The organism is Mesorhizobium sp. B2-3-15 (genome assembly GCF_006442875.1).
Classification (GTDB): domain Bacteria; phylum Pseudomonadota; class Alphaproteobacteria; order Rhizobiales; family Rhizobiaceae; genus Mesorhizobium; species Mesorhizobium australicum.
In genome coordinates, this window is record NZ_VFVO01000013.1 from 145,306 (window position 1) to 161,012 (window position 15,707).

General features: G+C 60.7%; 17 protein-coding genes. 4 read left to right on the forward strand and 13 right to left on the reverse strand.

The features are described from left to right. Positions 1-22: 22 nt before the first annotated feature. Genes FJ954_RS31730 through FJ954_RS24820 form a run of 3 tightly spaced genes read right to left on the reverse strand, consistent with a single transcriptional unit; the run spans position 23 to position 1,699 of the window. Positions 23-430: a hypothetical protein gene (locus tag FJ954_RS31730; RefSeq protein WP_181174547.1), complete on the reverse strand. Its 408-nt coding sequence runs from the start codon at positions 428-430 to the stop codon at positions 23-25. 37 nt (positions 431-467) lie between these two features. Next, entirely contained in the window at positions 468-1,376 is a 909-nt protein-coding gene (locus FJ954_RS24815; protein WP_140663870.1) for an ImmA/IrrE family metallo-endopeptidase, read from the reverse strand. Then, positions 1,373-1,699: a helix-turn-helix transcriptional regulator gene (locus tag FJ954_RS24820; protein ID WP_140663872.1), complete on the reverse strand. Its 327-nt coding sequence runs from the start codon at positions 1,697-1,699 to the stop codon at positions 1,373-1,375. Before FJ954_RS24820 ends, FJ954_RS24815 begins: the two co-directional genes overlap by 4 nt. 154 nt (positions 1,700-1,853) lie before the next feature. Between FJ954_RS24820 and FJ954_RS24825 the strand changes: the two genes are divergently transcribed. The 3 genes from FJ954_RS24825 to FJ954_RS24835 are packed head-to-tail and all read left to right on the forward strand — an operon-like array spanning position 1,854 to position 3,514. Next, entirely contained in the window at positions 1,854-2,075 is a 222-nt protein-coding gene (locus tag FJ954_RS24825) for a DUF2188 domain-containing protein (RefSeq protein ID WP_140663875.1), read from the forward strand. A 16-nt stretch (positions 2,076-2,091) separates the two neighbouring features. Continuing rightward, complete coding sequence (locus tag FJ954_RS24830; RefSeq protein ID WP_140663878.1) at positions 2,092-2,364, forward strand: multiubiquitin domain-containing protein; 273 nt, start codon at positions 2,092-2,094, stop codon at positions 2,362-2,364. Continuing rightward, on the forward strand, positions 2,339-3,514 hold the full coding sequence (locus FJ954_RS24835) for a ThiF family adenylyltransferase (RefSeq protein WP_140663880.1): 1,176 nt from the start codon (positions 2,339-2,341) through the stop codon (positions 3,512-3,514). Before FJ954_RS24830 ends, FJ954_RS24835 begins: the two co-directional genes overlap by 26 nt. 1,782 nt (positions 3,515-5,296) lie before the next feature. Here FJ954_RS24835 and FJ954_RS24840 read toward each other — a convergent pair. The 5 genes from FJ954_RS24840 to FJ954_RS24860 all read right to left on the reverse strand — a co-directional run bounded on the left by FJ954_RS24840 (position 5,297) and on the right by FJ954_RS24860 (position 9,354). Further along, complete coding sequence (locus FJ954_RS24840) at positions 5,297-6,103, reverse strand: hypothetical protein (RefSeq protein ID WP_140663882.1); 807 nt, start codon at positions 6,101-6,103, stop codon at positions 5,297-5,299. A 103-nt stretch (positions 6,104-6,206) separates the two neighbouring features. Further along, a complete protein-coding gene (locus FJ954_RS24845) occupies positions 6,207-6,635 on the reverse strand; it encodes a hypothetical protein (RefSeq protein ID WP_140663885.1) in 429 nt (142 codons plus the stop codon). Continuing rightward, positions 6,632-7,474, reverse strand: coding sequence for a hypothetical protein (locus FJ954_RS24850; protein WP_140663886.1), 843 nt, complete (start codon positions 7,472-7,474; stop codon positions 6,632-6,634). The genes FJ954_RS24845 and FJ954_RS24850 overlap by 4 nt, the downstream gene beginning before the upstream one ends. A gap of 231 nt (positions 7,475-7,705) precedes the next feature. After that, entirely contained in the window at positions 7,706-8,398 is a 693-nt protein-coding gene (locus FJ954_RS24855) for an SMC-Scp complex subunit ScpB (RefSeq protein WP_140663889.1), read from the reverse strand. 2 nt (positions 8,399-8,400) lie between these two features. After that, positions 8,401-9,354 (reverse strand): DUF1403 family protein, encoded by a 954-nt coding sequence (locus tag FJ954_RS24860; protein ID WP_140663892.1) that lies wholly within the window; start codon positions 9,352-9,354, stop codon positions 8,401-8,403. Positions 9,355-9,479: 125 nt separating this feature from the next. Here FJ954_RS24860 and FJ954_RS24865 point away from each other — a divergent pair, with 125 nt between their 5' ends. Next, entirely contained in the window at positions 9,480-10,697 is a 1,218-nt protein-coding gene (locus FJ954_RS24865; protein ID WP_140663894.1) for a site-specific integrase, read from the forward strand. A gap of 103 nt (positions 10,698-10,800) precedes the next feature. On the opposite strand, the gene FJ954_RS24870 is transcribed toward FJ954_RS24865, so the two are convergent. The 5 genes from FJ954_RS24870 to repA all read right to left on the reverse strand — a co-directional run bounded on the left by FJ954_RS24870 (position 10,801) and on the right by repA (position 15,692). Beyond that, positions 10,801-11,319, reverse strand: coding sequence for an RES family NAD+ phosphorylase (locus tag FJ954_RS24870; RefSeq protein ID WP_140663897.1), 519 nt, complete (start codon positions 11,317-11,319; stop codon positions 10,801-10,803). Then, positions 11,316-11,651 (reverse strand): antitoxin Xre/MbcA/ParS toxin-binding domain-containing protein, encoded by a 336-nt coding sequence (locus tag FJ954_RS24875; protein WP_140664019.1) that lies wholly within the window; start codon positions 11,649-11,651, stop codon positions 11,316-11,318. The genes FJ954_RS24870 and FJ954_RS24875 overlap by 4 nt, the downstream gene beginning before the upstream one ends. A 295-nt stretch (positions 11,652-11,946) precedes the next feature. Then, positions 11,947-13,287: a plasmid replication protein RepC gene (repC, locus tag FJ954_RS24880; RefSeq protein ID WP_140663901.1), complete on the reverse strand. Its 1,341-nt coding sequence runs from the start codon at positions 13,285-13,287 to the stop codon at positions 11,947-11,949. Between the two features lie 156 nt (positions 13,288-13,443). Continuing rightward, a complete protein-coding gene (gene repB, locus FJ954_RS24885) occupies positions 13,444-14,409 on the reverse strand; it encodes a plasmid partitioning protein RepB (RefSeq protein ID WP_140663904.1) in 966 nt (321 codons plus the stop codon). An 80-nt stretch (positions 14,410-14,489) separates the two neighbouring features. Then, positions 14,490-15,692 carry a plasmid partitioning protein RepA gene (gene repA, locus FJ954_RS24890; protein WP_140620207.1) on the reverse strand — a complete coding sequence of 401 codons (1,203 nt, stop codon included), beginning with the start codon at positions 15,690-15,692 and terminating at the stop codon, positions 14,490-14,492. Positions 15,693-15,707 lie beyond the last annotated feature (15 nt).

The window sequence follows — 15,707 nt, forward strand, 5'->3', positions numbered from 1 at the left end:
CTTGGCCCGGCGATCGCGTCGGCTAGTAGCAGGATAGGAACAGATGCCAGCAATGCTTGCTCTTCAATTCGGTCTGCCCGTTGGCGGTCGTGCCACCTGCTGCCCACTTGATGAACGACCGCATGGAGTGCGTTGCAGCATTGCGGACCTCACCATATCCAACCCGCGTCCCTTTTACGAATCGAAGGAAGGAGCATATTTGGCCGAGGAATTCATACAGCTTGGCGGCCTTCAGGGGTCTGCCATCCAAGGATCGAAGCAGCGCCCGATGTGAAATCGTGGGTACCAGCGGAAGCCGGACACCCCCGCCGCCCAAGGCCAGGAAGTGGTCGAATGGCTGAACGGTTACCGCGAGATTGCCGAATTCCAGTGCGATGCCGACCTTCTTTGGATGGATTGCCGGACCGCATGAAGTGACGGCTTCCACCAATCCCTTGGATTTCCCGGCGAGATCCAGAGGCGAGTCCTCACCGGTCGGAAAACAGGCGGCGTTTGAGCCGTTCTGCCGAGGTCATTTCGGCTTCCTCGTCAACATCTTCCTCATCGGCGGCGACTGCGTCCCGCGACAACATGATCAGCGCGTAACCTTGCCGTTGCAGAAGAATCTGCTCATAGAGCGGCGCGGGTTGGCGACCCCTTTCGACAGGGAGCCACACGCCGGCGTCAGTCTCGTCGATCTCACTGGGCACGCCCATCTCATGCTTCCGGCGATGCAGCAGCGAGTGTGCGGGAACCATGGCCCCGGTCGGGATTGCAAGTCGGGGAAACTTGAGCGAGTCGCGATAGTCGCGCAACAACTTGCCGTTCTGCGTCACGACGAGGGCGACAGGTTCTTCGCGAAATCTGACGTATGCGCGGCCGGCCGCCTCCTTGCTGACGTCGTACTTCTTGGCGATGGACGACAGTTGGCGGATGTCAGGGTCTTTGCCGACCGCGACATCCATCCGGAACTTCGGGGGCGGCATCAGGAGCTGCGAGGCAAAGCGATTGGCCTCTACTTCCATTTTCAGGCGCCGGTCCGACTCCCCGCCCTTCAGCTCGCGCATGTCCTGCAACTTACACAGGAAGCGGCCTTCCGCCGAGGGTACGTGCGACGGGATGAGAAAATGCCCAAGCTCGTGGGCGATGGTGAAGCGCCGCCGCTCCCGTGGGCTTGCCTCGTTGAAAAGAATCGATCCGTTGAACTTGTCGGGCGTGGTGACGAGCCCGCCTTCATAGCTATGCGTCGTGAGTGGCACGATTTCGTGAATGTCCAGTCTCAGGCACAATTCCTCGATCGGCACCGGAATCGGCAGCTGCGGCTCGAGCTTCAGGATCTCGAGAACGAGGCGCTCGGGGCTGCCCGCGTCGGCAAGGTCCATCCGCGTGATCTTCATGATTTTCGGCTGGCTTTCAGCCGCTCGGCAATGAGCGCTATGGTCTCGCGATCCTCAGGCTCCAGTTCGCTTAGGTTGCGATAAAGGGCAATCAGGTCAGGCTCTTCCTCTGCGCCCGTCGGATCTTCACCCACCAATTCAGCCACGCCAATCTTGTAATAGTCGGCAAGGCCCTTCAGCAGGACCAGCGACGGGTTCTTGCTGGCGCCGCGTTCGAGGTCCCAGATATGCGCCTTGGAGGCCCCCACCGCATCAGCGACCTCCTGCAAGGATTTCGCCTTCCTCAGGCGCAGCTGCTTCAATTTGACGGCCAATTCTACCATTCAGTCCTTCTCCACGAGTCATATCGGCGCGCACGCTTGCGCGGCACGCCGTCTGATAAGGCATTACAACATCATACCGTGGGCATTGACGCAAGCCTCACCGTACGATATAGTTGTACGAGTTTGTAGCAAACAGGTTTTAACGGAGACTTTCATGGGCAAAAATCAGCATGTGGTACCTCGTGACGGACAATGGGCGGTGCTCGGCGCCGGCAACAGCCGTGCAACTTCCCTTCACCCCACCCAGGCCGACGCCATCTCTTCGGCCCGGGCCATCGCGATCAATCAATACAGCGAAGTCGTGATCCACCGCCCCAATGGCCAGATCCGCGACTCCAACTCGTACGGCAACGACCCCTACCCTCCCAAGGGCTAACAGAAGGAAACACACAATGACTGACGCCGCCGACAAGAAGGACGATCACGACAAGACCATCACCATCGTGGTGAACGGAACCGCGCACGAGGTGCCGAAGAACGACGACCTGACCTACGCGGAAGTAGTGACGTATTTCGACCCGACCTACCCGCAGCATCCGCAGACGATCTATTCTGTGACCTACACCCGCGGCGACAAGCCCAAGGAAGGCACTTTGGCGCCCGGCGGGTCGGTCAAGGCGAAGAACGAGATGGAGTTCCATGTTATTCCAACTAGCGAGTCATAATGCCGACATCCAAAAGCTGATCGACCGGGGCTACGCGCTCCGGCTCGACAGCGATTACCTTGTCGTAAGGGACATCCCGTACCTCGACGTCGAGGGCAGCCTGTGCTGGGGCGCGATTGTGACCGTGCTCAAGGACATCGATGGCAAGCGGGTTGAACCCGTCGATCATCAGGTGTTTTTCGCCGGCGGCGTGCCGCACGGCCTTGACGGCAAGCCGATACCTTCTCTGGGCGGCGGCGCCGCAAGCGTGACGTTAGCCAAGGCCGATGTGGTGGTGCAGCGGTCCTTTTCCAACAAGCCGCCAGGCGGGCTGCCCGACTTCTTCGTCAAGATCGAGCACTACCTGTCAATCCTCTCGGGGCCAGCTATTCACAAATACCCTGAGGCCAACCCCTTCACGTTCAACGTCGACGAGGATGCCGGCCCCGAAAGTGTTTTCCATTTTCGCGACACCCTGACCAGCCGTGCGCTGATCGGCGACCTTGCCGCGAAGTTCGCCCGTGAAGTGGTCGCCGTCATTGGACTGGGCGGCACCGGCGCTTATGTGCTGGACTTCCTCGTGAAGACCAATGTGCTTGAAATCAGGGGCTTCGATCCAAAGCCCTTTCACGTTCACAATGCGTTCCGCTCACCCGGGCGGCTGCTGCAGGACGAGCTCGACAAGCCGAAGGCGCAGGTCTACCGGCAGCGCTACGAGAACTTCCGCAAGGGGCTGCATTTCGAGGTCAAAGCCATCGACGGCGACTGCGAGGCGGACTTCGCAGGCGTAACCTTCGCGTTCGTCTGCGTCGACAAGGGTACCGCACGGGCGGAAATCTTCGACCTCCTCATGCGTCTGGGCATTCCCTTCATCGATGTCGGAATGGGGCTGGTCCGCCAAAACGGCGCACTCGCCGGCATGGTCCGCACGACCACGTTCCTGCCTGAAAACGCCGCCGAAGTCCGCGGCAAGGGGCTGGTGCCCCTCACCGACCCGCCGGGCGACGAGTATCGGCTCAACATCCAGATCGCCGAACTCAACGCCCTCAACGCAAGCATCGCCATGTTGCGCTACAAGCAGCACTGCGGATTTTACGCGCACGCGCTGCCGGCCTATCAATTGCTGATGAACACCGTCATGCCACACCTGTTTGCGGAGCCCCTCGAGTGACGGAACTCCGCCTCGAGAAGGTCCGCTACGTTCCCGGGGAGCCGGAGGCCGGTGTTTTGTACGTCTCCGACGAGTACAAGATCGCCGTGCACCTGTGCGCCTGCGGTTGCGGCAGCAAGGTCCCGATTCCCCTCGGGCCGGCCGGGTGGAGTGTCAGGGAGCGCGATGGAAAGCCTACCGTCTGGCCGTCAATCGGCAACGGACAGCTGCCCTGCCGGTCTCATTACATCATCACTGACGGAAAGATTCATTGGGCGCCTTCCATGAGCGCTGCCCAGGCCGTGACCGCCTTGCAATACGACCACCGTAGGCGCGAAGCCTACTATCGGACGCCGAGGTGGTGGATACGGGTATGGAAGACGGTTCTCGGATGGATTGGCCTCGGCTAGCCGTTGCCATCAGGGCACGCAGATATCTATGACCTAAAGCGGTTCGCGGCTGCGGTGAATGCTGCAAGGCTTGTGCCGATCCGCACTTTCTTTCCGGAGCGCTTCAAGGAGCTGTTCCAGAACGTCGCCCGTACCGAAGATGGGATTTGGCAGGAGGTTTGATGGCAAAGGGTCCGGGCGTCCTTGTGCGAGGTTTGAGCGAAAAGAAAATCGAATCCTTGTGGGCTTTGACGATGCGGCCGGAAGGGCATTGGTGGCAGGACCTTCCGCGATCCTGGGCGCCGTCGGGAGCGCCGCTGGAGGGGCACCGACAGCTTGGAGGGGCACCGACAGCTGCGACTGGCGGTCCGCGACGAATACCTCAACTTCTATCATTGCGGACAATCAGTCGCCAGAGTGTCCCTAGACAGGATGGCACGGCCCAGGCTGGAGGTGCACCAAGTACGTTTTCGACGACGTGCCCGGCCAAGCGTACATGACCCTGTCCGACGGGACCGTCCGCTACAGATCGGGAAACAATAGCGAAGTCCCGTACCAAGGGCTTCAGACCATAGCGGCCTGGATCAGGCGAGCGGATAAATATTCCGGTTATGAAAAGTCCGGCATGGAATGCGTCGTCGCGGCAAACGACGTCGTCATAGATCTCGAGATGGGAATTCCTTGGTGGCCGGAACAGTCGACGGGCGCGGGCACACCGGAACGGACAGGCAAATACGCTCCACGCATGGACATGGTAGCATTGGAGGATGGCCCTGGCGGACGCATCGATATCGTTTTCTGGGAGGCGAAAACTCTGGGCGACAGCAGGCTGCGCAGCAGGAGCAATCCAGAGGTCATCCGGCAGCTGCAGGTTTACAACAAGTACCTCAGCCGCCCCCGCCTACCGGGACGCGGCTTCCGCAGCCTATGTCGAGACGTGCAAGCTTTTGGAGACCATCCATCAGATGGCTGCGGGGCTTCGCAGAGAAACAGCGCTCCCGCGGCTCGGCAACATTGTGTCCCGGATTGCGGCGGGAGCCGAAATTCCTGTAGTCGATTCGATGCCGAGGCTGTTGATATTCCCCTCCGAGTTTGGAAGCGGGAAAATTCGAGCGGCAGGTATCAACCTGGAGCAGCCACCTTGCGAGACTCCGGAGCGCGTTCCCTGTCTACTGCGTCGACGACCCGAAAACTGCCGCCCTGGTTCGTCATACTCTTTAGCCCGCTGGGCCGACCTTGTTGGCATCGCTGTCCTCGTGGAAGGCGATCGAGGAATTCGATGGAGGTTTTCGCGTTGCCGAGAGCGTCCCTATGGCTTCGGCCCAATTGAATACGCGCCTTAGACCTTGCGGCCTCAACTGGAACATCCGCTTCGGGCTCGGGCACCGCAAGCGACGGGTGTTCAAGTCGTCTCCTAGCGCGGTCTCATGGGCAGATTTACGTCCACGGTCTTCGCTGCACCCGGATAGATAATCTCCGCTGACCTCACCCATTTTCCGAGTTCACCAATATAATGATTGATCGATGGGCTGGATCTTAACGCCTCAATCGTCGCGAGAAGCTCAAGGTAGACGTGGTTCAATTGAACTTTCTCCCTTCGAGAGCTCTCAATGGTGATCGACATGTGCGACCAGGCTCGATCAATTGCCTGTTCGCTTGCGTGCTTCCGACGATCTGAGACGTGAGCGGCCTTCTTGTCCGCTACGTATTTAATGACTTCTCGCCTTCGCACCGGTGTCCCCAAAACCGCAATCGCGAGGCCTTCCAGATACTCGGAAAGAGAGACATCGGCATTGTCGCGATAGCTCCAGATGGCTCCAGCCAACGGTGGCACCCCCTTCACGGAGAACTCAGCGGCCACACCTTCAAGGCGGTCCCCGGCCCAAGGATAGTTGCCGCACGTCACCAGCACGGCAGGATGGATCGGATTGAAATCCAGCATCCGCGCGCGAACTCTCAACTCAGTGCTCGGCGGCAACAGGCGCCCCATATTGAACAAGTCCTTCTCGGACAGCAGGCGTCGCAAAATAGTGCTTCGCGCCCGGATTTCGGCAGGCACCTCCGCCAGGTTTTCCGTCATCTCTTTGGTGACGAACCGAAAATCTTCCACCGTGATCCGCGCCAGATCGAAGTCTGCTTCCGAGAGGACGCGGTCCGGGGATTTCAGCCGAAACTGCGGCTTCAGCAAATACGAGAACAATGGGGTGGCGGAATTGTTCATCACGGGTCATTCGATTCCGGCGTTTGTTACGAGAGAGAGAGGGCAGTGACCAGAGTGGTGTCGTGGCGAGTTTTATCGAACCAGCCCTCCAGGTTGGCGACGGCTAGTCTACAGGCTCGGCCCATTGTGCAAGGGCAAACATGGTGGCGAACAGGATCGTCATCGTTGCCGCGACGATGCAGCCTACGCCGGTGAGATCCCACACAGGCACGACCAACTCTTGGAGCACGCGCGACCTTGGATGGTTTAGGTAGACGGAGCAGCCTATAGCAAAAATACCAAGGATCACCGTTATCAGCAGCAACTTCAACGCAGTGGTCATTAGCCTGTCGGCGGCCCTTGTTCGGAACAACAGTGCGCAGGCGATGGCCAGGAAGGATGCGATGGCAATGCCGGTCTGCTCTGCGTGTCCAGCATATTGAGGTCGCAGGATCGATGTGCCCGTGAACACATCAAACCACGCTGTGACAAATGAGATGATCAAACTAGGCGTGACACTGGCGAGCGTTCCGAGAAAACCCGAGATCTTCATTTTTTGGGTTCGCCGAACAGGGGCATTGGAATCGCCGACAACAGACGGTCCTTTTTGTCACGGAATTCATAATAGGCGGGCACCGGGGCCCAGCTTTTGAAATCGCCGGTCACGTTCCATTCGACCGACCCGTCGGCAGACAGCGGCACGCCATCCTTGTTGGTCGCAAAGAATGCCGGAGCGAAAAACTGCTCCTGCTCGGGGAATCTCGGCACGACCTTCACATCGTCGATATTGCCCTTCGTCCGCCCCGCATACTGTTTCGCGGAGTACGAAAAGAACGTCTTGAAGTGCCTCGTCCCCTCGGTGCGGAGTCCTATCCTCCCCACTAGCTCCAGCATGGAGTCATGGGAATTGTCAGGATCACTGGGAAAGAAGATGCGCACTTCGTCCGTCCAGCCTTTTGGGGGGAGCTCGCCATCCGAAGAGCTTACCTGCTTGGCCGTTGCGCCATGCCTGCAGAAATCGCCTTCGTCGTTGCGCTCATCGTCGCGCGCTGTCCCCATGAACTGCGCAGGCGTGCGCTCGCCGCTGTGGCCGTACTCGATACAGCCGTTGATCGGCCTGGGATTCAGGTCGTCGCTCATCCGCGGTGTCTTGGCCTCTTCCGTCGCTGGAACGTACGACTGGAAAGGGCCTGCTATGAACCACGTCACCATCAGGTCGCTATTCGGGTCGAGGTTGGAGACGCAGGACACATAGCGCCGCATGTTGTCCACCGTCTCGACCCAGGAACTGGTAAGAAAGTTGAAGTTGCCTACATGGTGAGGCTGTGGGGCATCACCATCCTTGCAATCCTTTGCCTGAGTAGCCGGAGCCGGAAAAATACCCGAAGCCAAGACCAAAGCCAGTATAGAAAGCCGCGAGCAGTACATTTGTCTTCCCCCTACCTGGCGGATCAATGTGCCAGAACGTGCGAAAACTGCAATCTTGCTTGACCTTCATCGACAAGCGGACGCGTGCCGCCACCTCCCTTCCGTCACGCGAAGGACCCAGACGGCGTGCGTGGCGCAATCTTCTATCTGACGAGCGGCGAGATCGCGTGGATTGTCCCGCCGTGATGGGATCATCTATTCGTCGAGCGCGGCGCTGGCGCCATCGATATCTGCAAACCCTGGGATGATGTTACCGGCCAGCAGCTTCTCCTTCGACAGCAGCCCGGCGTCCTCGAGCGCCTCGAAATCCGGCAGCTGGCGCAACGTGTCGAGCCCAAACTGCGACAGGAAATTTTTCGTCGTCACATAGGTGTAGGGCGCGCCCGGTTGCGGCGAGCGCGGCCCGGAGGCGATGAGGTCCTGCGCCCGCAGCACGCCGATGAGATCGCGCGACACCTCCTTGCCGAAAAAGCTCGACAGCTCGCCACGCGTGATCGGCTGGAAATAGGCAATGCACATGAGGACAAGCGCCTCCGTCTGCGTCAGCTCTTTTGCACCCTCCGCCGCCGGCGTGCCGAAGGCGACGTGGATGGCGTCGGCAAAGACCTTCTTGGTCCGGTGCTGCCAGCCGCCAGCGACCGCGACCAGTTCGTAAGGGCGGCCGGCGAGCTCGGCGCGGATGTCGTCGATGATCAGCTCGAGATTGCAGTTTCTTCCCACCACCCGCGCGAGGACACTACGTGTCACCGGTTCATTTGCCGCAAAGATCACAGCCTCGACCCGGCCCATCCACTCGCGCCAGCGCAGCTCGGCCGGCAAATGTTCGAGTTCCGTGTCCAGCAACGGCGGCTGATCGTTTGCTTTGCGGCGAGCAGACGCTTCGCTCATCGCTACAGTCCAAACAGCCGGAAGCTGGGGCGGCCGGAGAGCTCGCGCACGACCTCGAGTTGCTGCAGCCGCTCGAATAGGCGTCGAGCCGCAAAACGCGACAGGTTCTTGGTCGTCAGCGAGCCAGAAACAGCATCGTCGTCGAGCAGTCTTTGGATGACATCGCCGGCCCCCTTTGCTCTGAGCTTCGGCGCCAAGGTAATGAGCCGTTCGGCCCGACGGCCAATCTCGGTTGCCAGCCGGCAGGCCTCCGCCGCCGCGTGGGCCAGCGCCACGCAGACCGCCCGCTCAAAGCTTTTTTCCCCGGGGCGGATGCGCTTGCTGCCGGACTCGGCGCGAAAAGGCGGTGCAAAGGCCTGCGTCATCGACAGTGGCAGCGGCCGCGGCCAGCGCAGGCTTTGCGCCAGCACCAGGTCGGCAAGCCACCAGGCAAACAGCTCGGCATCGGGCCGCATGGCGACCGTGTGAGCGGCGATCGCCGCGGCGGCGAATGGCGCCGGCCGCGACGACCGCGCCAGTTTTTCGATCTCCGTGCAGAGCGCCGCAAGCGCGGCGCCGTCCCAGGCGAACCCGAGCATTTCGACAATCTTGGCAAGCCGGTCAGGGGTAGCGACGGGCGGCTGCGCGGAAAACTGCCGCCAGGCACCAAGGATCGCGCCGGCGGGACCGGGATCGGCGCCGGCTCGGCGCAGGTGCCAGGCATCGCGCAACGCGGCTTCGTCCTCGGCGCGGCCAGCCAGCCGCATGCTGGCGGTGGCACATTTCAGCGCCAGCCGCTGACGCCAAGCCCCGGCCCAGGCAGGCTGCGCCCGGGCGAGCATGTCGAGCGTGCCCAAGGCGGCGCCGGCCTGGAAGGCGGCGTAGGCGTCGCTGGGCGCGCCGCCGGCGGCGAGCGCCCAGGCCGGAACGGCGGGCGGCGCGGAGGAGCTGGCGGTCGCGGGATCGAGGCGAATCATGATTTGGAGCGTAAAGCGCTCGTGCGCTTTGTGCCATAATTTTCGCGCCAAAACGCACAGCCTGTCGGCAACATAAAACGAATGATAATGTTGCCTTATCGTTCGTTTTGCTCTCTATAGAGCGAATGGCCTCTCTCGTCGATCAAAACCCCGAAAATCACGTCGCGCCACCCTCCGCACCGTCCCACAGCACGGCAGCGCAGGACGATGTTTCGTCCGCGAGGCTGTCGGTGGAGCCCGACGCGCCCCGCGCCGACGACTTGCCCGACATCATCGACGTCGTCATGGCCATGGGCACGACGCCGGAAGAACCGCCGGCCAAAGCCCCCTCCCCTCTTCCGGCCGTCGCCAATCCTCGCCTGCCGGCGCATCTTGAGGCGCTTGCTGGCCGCGCCCGTGACTATGTCGAGGCGGCAAGCGCGGCCAACACCCGCCGCGCCTACGCCGCAGACTGGAAGCACTTTTGCGCCTGGTGCCGCCGGCAATATTTTGACCCGATGCCGCCGGATCCGCAGATGGTCGGGCTCTACATCACGGCGCTGGCTTCTGGGTCTGGAGGGGATAAAAAAACCGTTGCGACGATTGAACGGCGTCTGTCCTCGCTGACCTGGAATTATGCCCAGCGCGGTCAGCCGCTGGACAGAAAAGACCGGCATATCGCCACTGTGCTGGCCGGCATTCGCAACAGCCACGCCAAGCCACCTGTGCAGAAGGAGGCCATTCTGCCCGAAGATCTCATTGCCATGCTGGAGACGCTCGATCGAGGCACGCTGCGCGGCTTGCGCGACCGCGCCATGCTTTTGCTTGGCTTTGCGGGCGGACTTCGCCGCTCGGAGATCGTCGGGCTCGACGTGGCCCGTGACCAGACCGAAGACGGTCGTGGCTGGATCGAATTCTTCCCTGGCAAAGGCGTCCTGGTCACGCTGCGCGGCAAGACCGGTTGGCGCGAAGTTGAGATTGGCCGCGGTTCGGCGGACGCCACCTGCCCTATCGTGGCCCTGGAGGCGTGGCTGAGACTGGCACGAATAGGCTATGGGCCGCTGTTTCGCCGTGTCACCGCCCAAGGCAAGGCGGTCGGCGCCGAGCGGCTCAACGACCAGGAGGTGGCACGGCTGGTCAAGCGCGCGGCACTTGCTGCCGGCGTGCGGGGTGATCTGCCGGAAGGCGAACGCGGCCAAAGGTTTTCGGGACATTCGCTGCGAGCCGGTCTGGCCTCCTCAGCCGAGGTCGACGAGCGCCATGTGCAAAAGCAGCTCGGCCACACCTCGGCTGAAATGACCCGCAAATACCAGCGCCGTCGCGATCGGTTCCGCGTCAATCTCACCAAAGCGAGCGGGTTGTAGCAGGAAAAGCGCCCTCCCCTGCCCCGAACCAGATGTCCAGAAAGACCAGATGACGATCTGGTTTGAGTTGGCGCCGCAAGCCGCCAAACTCGTTAAAGGGCCGTCATAGCCAGGATAGCTGGTCTTTCGGCAACCGTCCGCTCGGATCGAATACCGTCACCTTGTGCGGCAGATCTGGCCCCCAATCCCAAAGCACGAGATTGCAATCTTCTGCCTCGGCGCCCGGCGCAAAGCTTGGCACCAGAATGCCGGCAATGCCTCGAGAACGCAGGCGGTCATGGACATCCCATGAAGCCGGGCGTTCCCCGTTGCTGAGCGCCGTCGCCCAGGCGCACGACACCTCGTCGAGCGTGACGGACGCTTCTCCCCTCCCCTTCCCCGTTGTCAGGTCCACAATGGCCTCGCAATCAACCTCGTAGGAACACAGCACGCACGGATCGATCCGATGCGCGAAGCCCTGATTGGCTTCCTTGACCGCCGTCATGATGGTCAGGGCCAGGTAGAGTGCGGGCACACCTTTGGGATTAAAGCGCGCACCCCTGATCGCGGCTCCCTCACCGGAAGTCGGTTTGAAAGCCCAACGCGGATCATGTGCCCTGTAGCAGGTTCCAACGAACCTCAAGCAAAGCCGCCAAGCGCCATGTGATCGAGATAGTCACGAACGGCACCAGCCTTGCCCTCTTTCACGAGCGCTTCGGCGGTGCGCCCTCCGAATGCCGCAAGCGGCTGGGCTCGATACCACGCCATCGCCTGGTCCTTTCCCCCCGCCCAATCCGTCACGCGGCTGATGATCTCAAGCATCTCACGAAGTCGCCCCTGTGTTTTGGCGGCGCGGCTGCGCTCCAATCGATAAAGGGTCTCGCGAGCAAGGCCGGCCGTCTCGGCCAATTGGCCCTTGGACATTCCAAAGCCATCCGCCACCTGGTCGACAGCAATGTTCCCGGCCGGATCCATATAAAGCAAAACCAACGGTTCATTCGGGGCGATTTTTCTGAGTGCGTGGCCCACAGCTTACATCCTGTCATATCAGACGTCACAATTACTAGGCAAAACATAAGGCACTTTACCGTTAGCATCAAGTCTCGCAACCGAGGCGACCACCGACGAGGCTGTTGGATGGCCCGCTCGCGGCTGATCAAGAGCATTCCCCTGCCTCGACTTACGACGTGACAGCACGTGACCCAGTACACCGGCTAAACAGCTTGGCCTTGAGCGGGATTGATCAACGACCAGGCCCGTCCCTCCCCAATCAATCCCAGCCTTTCCGTTTCATGCTGAGCCGCAGTGCCTCGCTGATCTCAGCGGATCTTGGGCCGCTGGCCGGCCCATCCTGATGCGCGCTGTCCTTCCAGAGCGGCTTGCCGGCGTTCTGGCTGGTCTTTGCATCAAGCCTTGCACGCAGCAGCGCCATGACCATCGGCCACACCGAAAACTGGCCGTTGCGAGCCCGCTCCGTCAGGTTCCTGAGATAGCCGCCCCGACTGTTGATCTGGTCGGTTCGCTGCAGCATCGCAGCTATCGTGATAGCCGCGTTTTCAGGCCCCATCACCTGGACCGCCTCCTGCCATGCGCTGGGGCTGACCCCCATATGGGGCCGGGCAAGTTCGGCCGCCGCAACAAAGTCACGCCAGGATCGAATCTGGGCGCCGCGGCCCATGTTTAGGATTTCCGGACATGCGTCCAGCACCATTCCCAGAGGCAACTCCCGTTTGGGCAGGCTGTGAACATTGTTGTCGGACCCGGCACTGCCGCTCGCTTCTTTTTCGTTTTCCTGGCGATCTTCAGTTTCATCGTTAGAATGAGAGTTTGGGTTTGAATTCTGTATGTGGCGCTCGGAATGGGACTCATTGGCGTTCATATCTTGTGATTTAACGAATGTTTCCAGCAGCTGATGCACTTCGGCCCAGATGTCCTCCAACTCGTCGGCAACCGACTCCAGCAACTGGCGTGAGGCTGTCCGCGGCAATCGAGCGACCGCCGCCTCATACCGCTTCTGAAACCGGCGCCAATCACACGGAACCTGTTCATTGAGCCCTGCATCGATCATCTTGACGATGTCGCGCCGGCAGATGGTGAGACGCTCCTTGACCAGCCTGTAGGCCTTCCGCTCGGCTTGCACGGCGGCCGCCAACTGCTTGAATTCCTCGGCACGAGCCACGATTGGCGCAAGGTCGAAGCCATAGGCCTGCTCGATCTGCCCGCCCTCCCCCTTGCGAGCAAAGCGTTTGCCATTCGGGCTGTCACGACGGATCACCAAGCCACACGTCACAAGGACGGACAGGTGGCGCCTAAGCGTCGCCGGCGACATGCCGTTGGCACGCCGGATCAGCTGCTCATTGGAGGGGAACACGACCAGGCCCCCCTCCCCGGAAAGATCGTCCTCGCGGTGAAACGACAGCAGCGCATTGAGGATCGCCAGCGAACGATCGGTCGCGCCTATGGCGTCCCTGGCCTCTGTGATGTCTCGAAAGGCCTGCCATTTGGGCACAGCCGCCGTTCGGTCGATCGCCTTTGCACCTGCCTGGCTTGCCATCTGAGCAAGCGTCAGTGGCCGCCGCCCAAATGGCGTCGTTGAGATATGCGTAACCATTTTCCCTTTGCCTCTAGTCAGACAAAAGAAATCTGCTCGCCAAACGACGCCTAATAGCACTTGACAGTGATTCGCGGATTTGCGATTCTCGGCTTGCTACAGACCTGAGAAGGGCTTCCGTGACGGTGACGTTCGGGGGCCTTTTTCTTTTGCGGTTCAGTCTCCTGTTGTCTTCCTGGATTCCGTCTCTCGGAACGCCTCGAACAGTTCCTCGAGCCTGCCGGTAATGAAAGCACCGAACGCCGATGCCTCTCTGGATTTAAAAGCCAGGGTGAAAACCTTCCCGGTATCGGTGATCCTTGCCTTTACGGAATTGTCTTTTGTCGCCCAGGCCCTTTCCACGGCCCTCGTCGGCGTCGATTTCGCACCGTGGACGGTTGCCGCCAGCAGTTCATAAAGGGCCTGGAACCGCGCATCGCTGCCGGCTTGCTGGAACTGGGCGGACTGGACATGCGCCTGCGCCCTGGCGGCATTGGCCGGATGCTCCATGAGCTTGGCCAACTGCCACCAGCGGTCACGGCCGATCCCCTTGGCCGCCCCGATGGCCATGATGACGGATTCGGAGACGTTGCTCGACACGGACCGCATCTTCGAGAAGGTCGTATCGTCGAGCGCCAAGGCCGATTTAACGATATCGGCCGAATAGCCCTGCTTGAGCAGGCGCTCGGCAAACAGCGTCCGCTCGACAAAGGACAGGTTGGCGCGAGCCGCATTCTCCTGGCCCTGGGCGACGACGTGATCGCGATCGTCCATTTGCTTGACAACGGCTCGCACTGGGCGCCCCAACGCACGTGCGACCCTGACGCGCCGATGCCCGAACACTGTCTGGTAGCGCCCGGGGGAAGCCGGATGCGGCCTGACCAGAATGGGCGAATCCTGTCCGCGCTCCTGGATCGCCCGCACCAACTCGGAGAATTCCTGCTCATCCTCGCCAATCCGGTCCGACACAAACGAGGTGTCCACCAGCTCTGGGTCGAGATCGACAACCGAGCTTTTCGACAGCTCTTCAAAGGACTGCATGATGGATCGCGACGCGCCGCGAACAGCGTAGCTCGCCACATCCCTGGTCTGCTCCACCGCAGCGGACCCCATCACGCTATCGAAAATGTCCTTGCGCGCCATTCAGCCCCTCCTCAAATCAGCTACCAGTCTGATTTTGTGGACAAAAATCTGCGTTTTTACTGCAGTAAAATTCATCGCCATCACGCCCTCCCCCACGCGCGATGGACGAGCGAGACGATTTCGGAATTGACCGCATCAAGCGATTCCATCGCCCGATCGTAGGTCGTGCGCGTGAACGAAGATTTCTCGACCTCGTAGAGCGTCTGCTTGGTCAGCCCGGCGTCCGATATGGCAGTCGACTTCAGCATCGGATGCTCAAGGATCTGGCCGGCCAGCATCGATTGCATGAAGCCTACCATCTGGGCCTGCGGAATGTCGGTGGGCTCGTAACGGGTGATCAGATACCTGAACCAGTCGAGTTGGATCTCGGCTCCGGCTCCCTTGATGGTTTTTAGGATGCCGCCGAGCATCAGCAGAAACTGGCTCATGGACATGAGATCGAGCATTTGCGGATGAACCGTAATCAGCACCGACGTCGCTGCCGACATGGCGGTCAAGGTCAGATAGCCGAGCTGCGGAGGACAGTCGACGACGACGACGTCATAGCGATCGTCGACGTCGCTCAAGGCCCTGGCTATGCGCAAGAAGAACTGGCGGCCGGCATTGGATGATTTGTCCTGCATTGCCAACGGCGTATCGTACTCATATTCCTGAAGTTCGAGATTTGCAGGAACAATGTCGAGGCCGGGGAAATTCGTCGGGACGATGACGTCGGCTATGGACCTACGCTCCGCATCATAGCGGATCGCCTCATAGAGCGAGAGGTTCCGGTCGAGTTCCGGCTGGAAGCCGTGGAGTGCCGACAAAGACGCTTGCGGATCGAGATCGATGGCAAGCACGCGATGGCCGGTAAGTGCCAGGTGCTGGGCGAGGTGAGCCGCGGTCGTGGTCTTACCGCTTCCTCCCTTGAAATTGACCACCGCGATGACCTGCAGCTTATCTCCAGGCTTGCGGTGCGGGACGTATTTCTTAACCTCCGTCCTGCCATGCTGGTCGAGGAAATGGCGAAGCTCCAGCATCTGGTCGGCCGTATAAGAGCGTCGACCCGACTGCGCTTGTTCGGGCAGGGGCCCCTTGCCTTCGAGATGGAGGCGCTTCAGATTGTTTTGCGACACACCAAGATAGTGCGCTACCTCGGCCATGGAGAAGGTGCGCAGGGTCTTCGTGGCGTTCGGAGGAAACTTCTCCATGCGCAGCTGATTGAGCCGACGCGATATCTCCGCCCCGTGCTCGAGGATCTTGTCGTCAAACTCAAAGCTGGGCAACCGCATCGCGATGTTCATACTTCCGGAAACCTG

Bases quoted from the DNA above. Each gene is read 5' to 3' on its own strand.
- FJ954_RS24820 (WP_140663872.1), bottom strand. From the start codon at position 1,699: ATGGTAGAATTGGCCGTCAAATTGAAGCAGCTGCGCCTGAGGAAGGCG.
- FJ954_RS24830 (WP_140663878.1), top strand. From the start codon at position 2,092: ATGACTGACGCCGCCGACAAGAAGGACGATCACGACAAGACCATCACC.
- FJ954_RS24835 (WP_140663880.1), top strand. From the start codon at position 2,339: ATGTTATTCCAACTAGCGAGTCATAATGCCGACATCCAAAAGCTGATC.
- FJ954_RS24840 (WP_140663882.1), bottom strand. From the start codon at position 6,103: ATGAACAATTCCGCCACCCCATTGTTCTCGTATTTGCTGAAGCCGCAG.
- repA (WP_140620207.1), bottom strand. From the start codon at position 15,692: ATGAACATCGCGATGCGGTTGCCCAGCTTTGAGTTTGACGACAAGATC.
- FJ954_RS24845 (WP_140663885.1), bottom strand. From the start codon at position 6,635: ATGAAGATCTCGGGTTTTCTCGGAACGCTCGCCAGTGTCACGCCTAGT.
- FJ954_RS24825 (WP_140663875.1), top strand. From the start codon at position 1,854: ATGGGCAAAAATCAGCATGTGGTACCTCGTGACGGACAATGGGCGGTG.
- FJ954_RS24860 (WP_140663892.1), bottom strand. From the start codon at position 9,354: ATGATTCGCCTCGATCCCGCGACCGCCAGCTCCTCCGCGCCGCCCGCC.
- FJ954_RS24855 (WP_140663889.1), bottom strand. From the start codon at position 8,398: ATGAGCGAAGCGTCTGCTCGCCGCAAAGCAAACGATCAGCCGCCGTTG.
- FJ954_RS24875 (WP_140664019.1), bottom strand. From the start codon at position 11,651: ATGGATCCGGCCGGGAACATTGCTGTCGACCAGGTGGCGGATGGCTTT.
- FJ954_RS24815 (WP_140663870.1), bottom strand. From the start codon at position 1,376: ATGAAGATCACGCGGATGGACCTTGCCGACGCGGGCAGCCCCGAGCGC.
- FJ954_RS24865 (WP_140663894.1), top strand. From the start codon at position 9,480: ATGGCCTCTCTCGTCGATCAAAACCCCGAAAATCACGTCGCGCCACCC.
- repC (WP_140663901.1), bottom strand. From the start codon at position 13,287: ATGGTTACGCATATCTCAACGACGCCATTTGGGCGGCGGCCACTGACG.
- repB (WP_140663904.1), bottom strand. From the start codon at position 14,409: ATGGCGCGCAAGGACATTTTCGATAGCGTGATGGGGTCCGCTGCGGTG.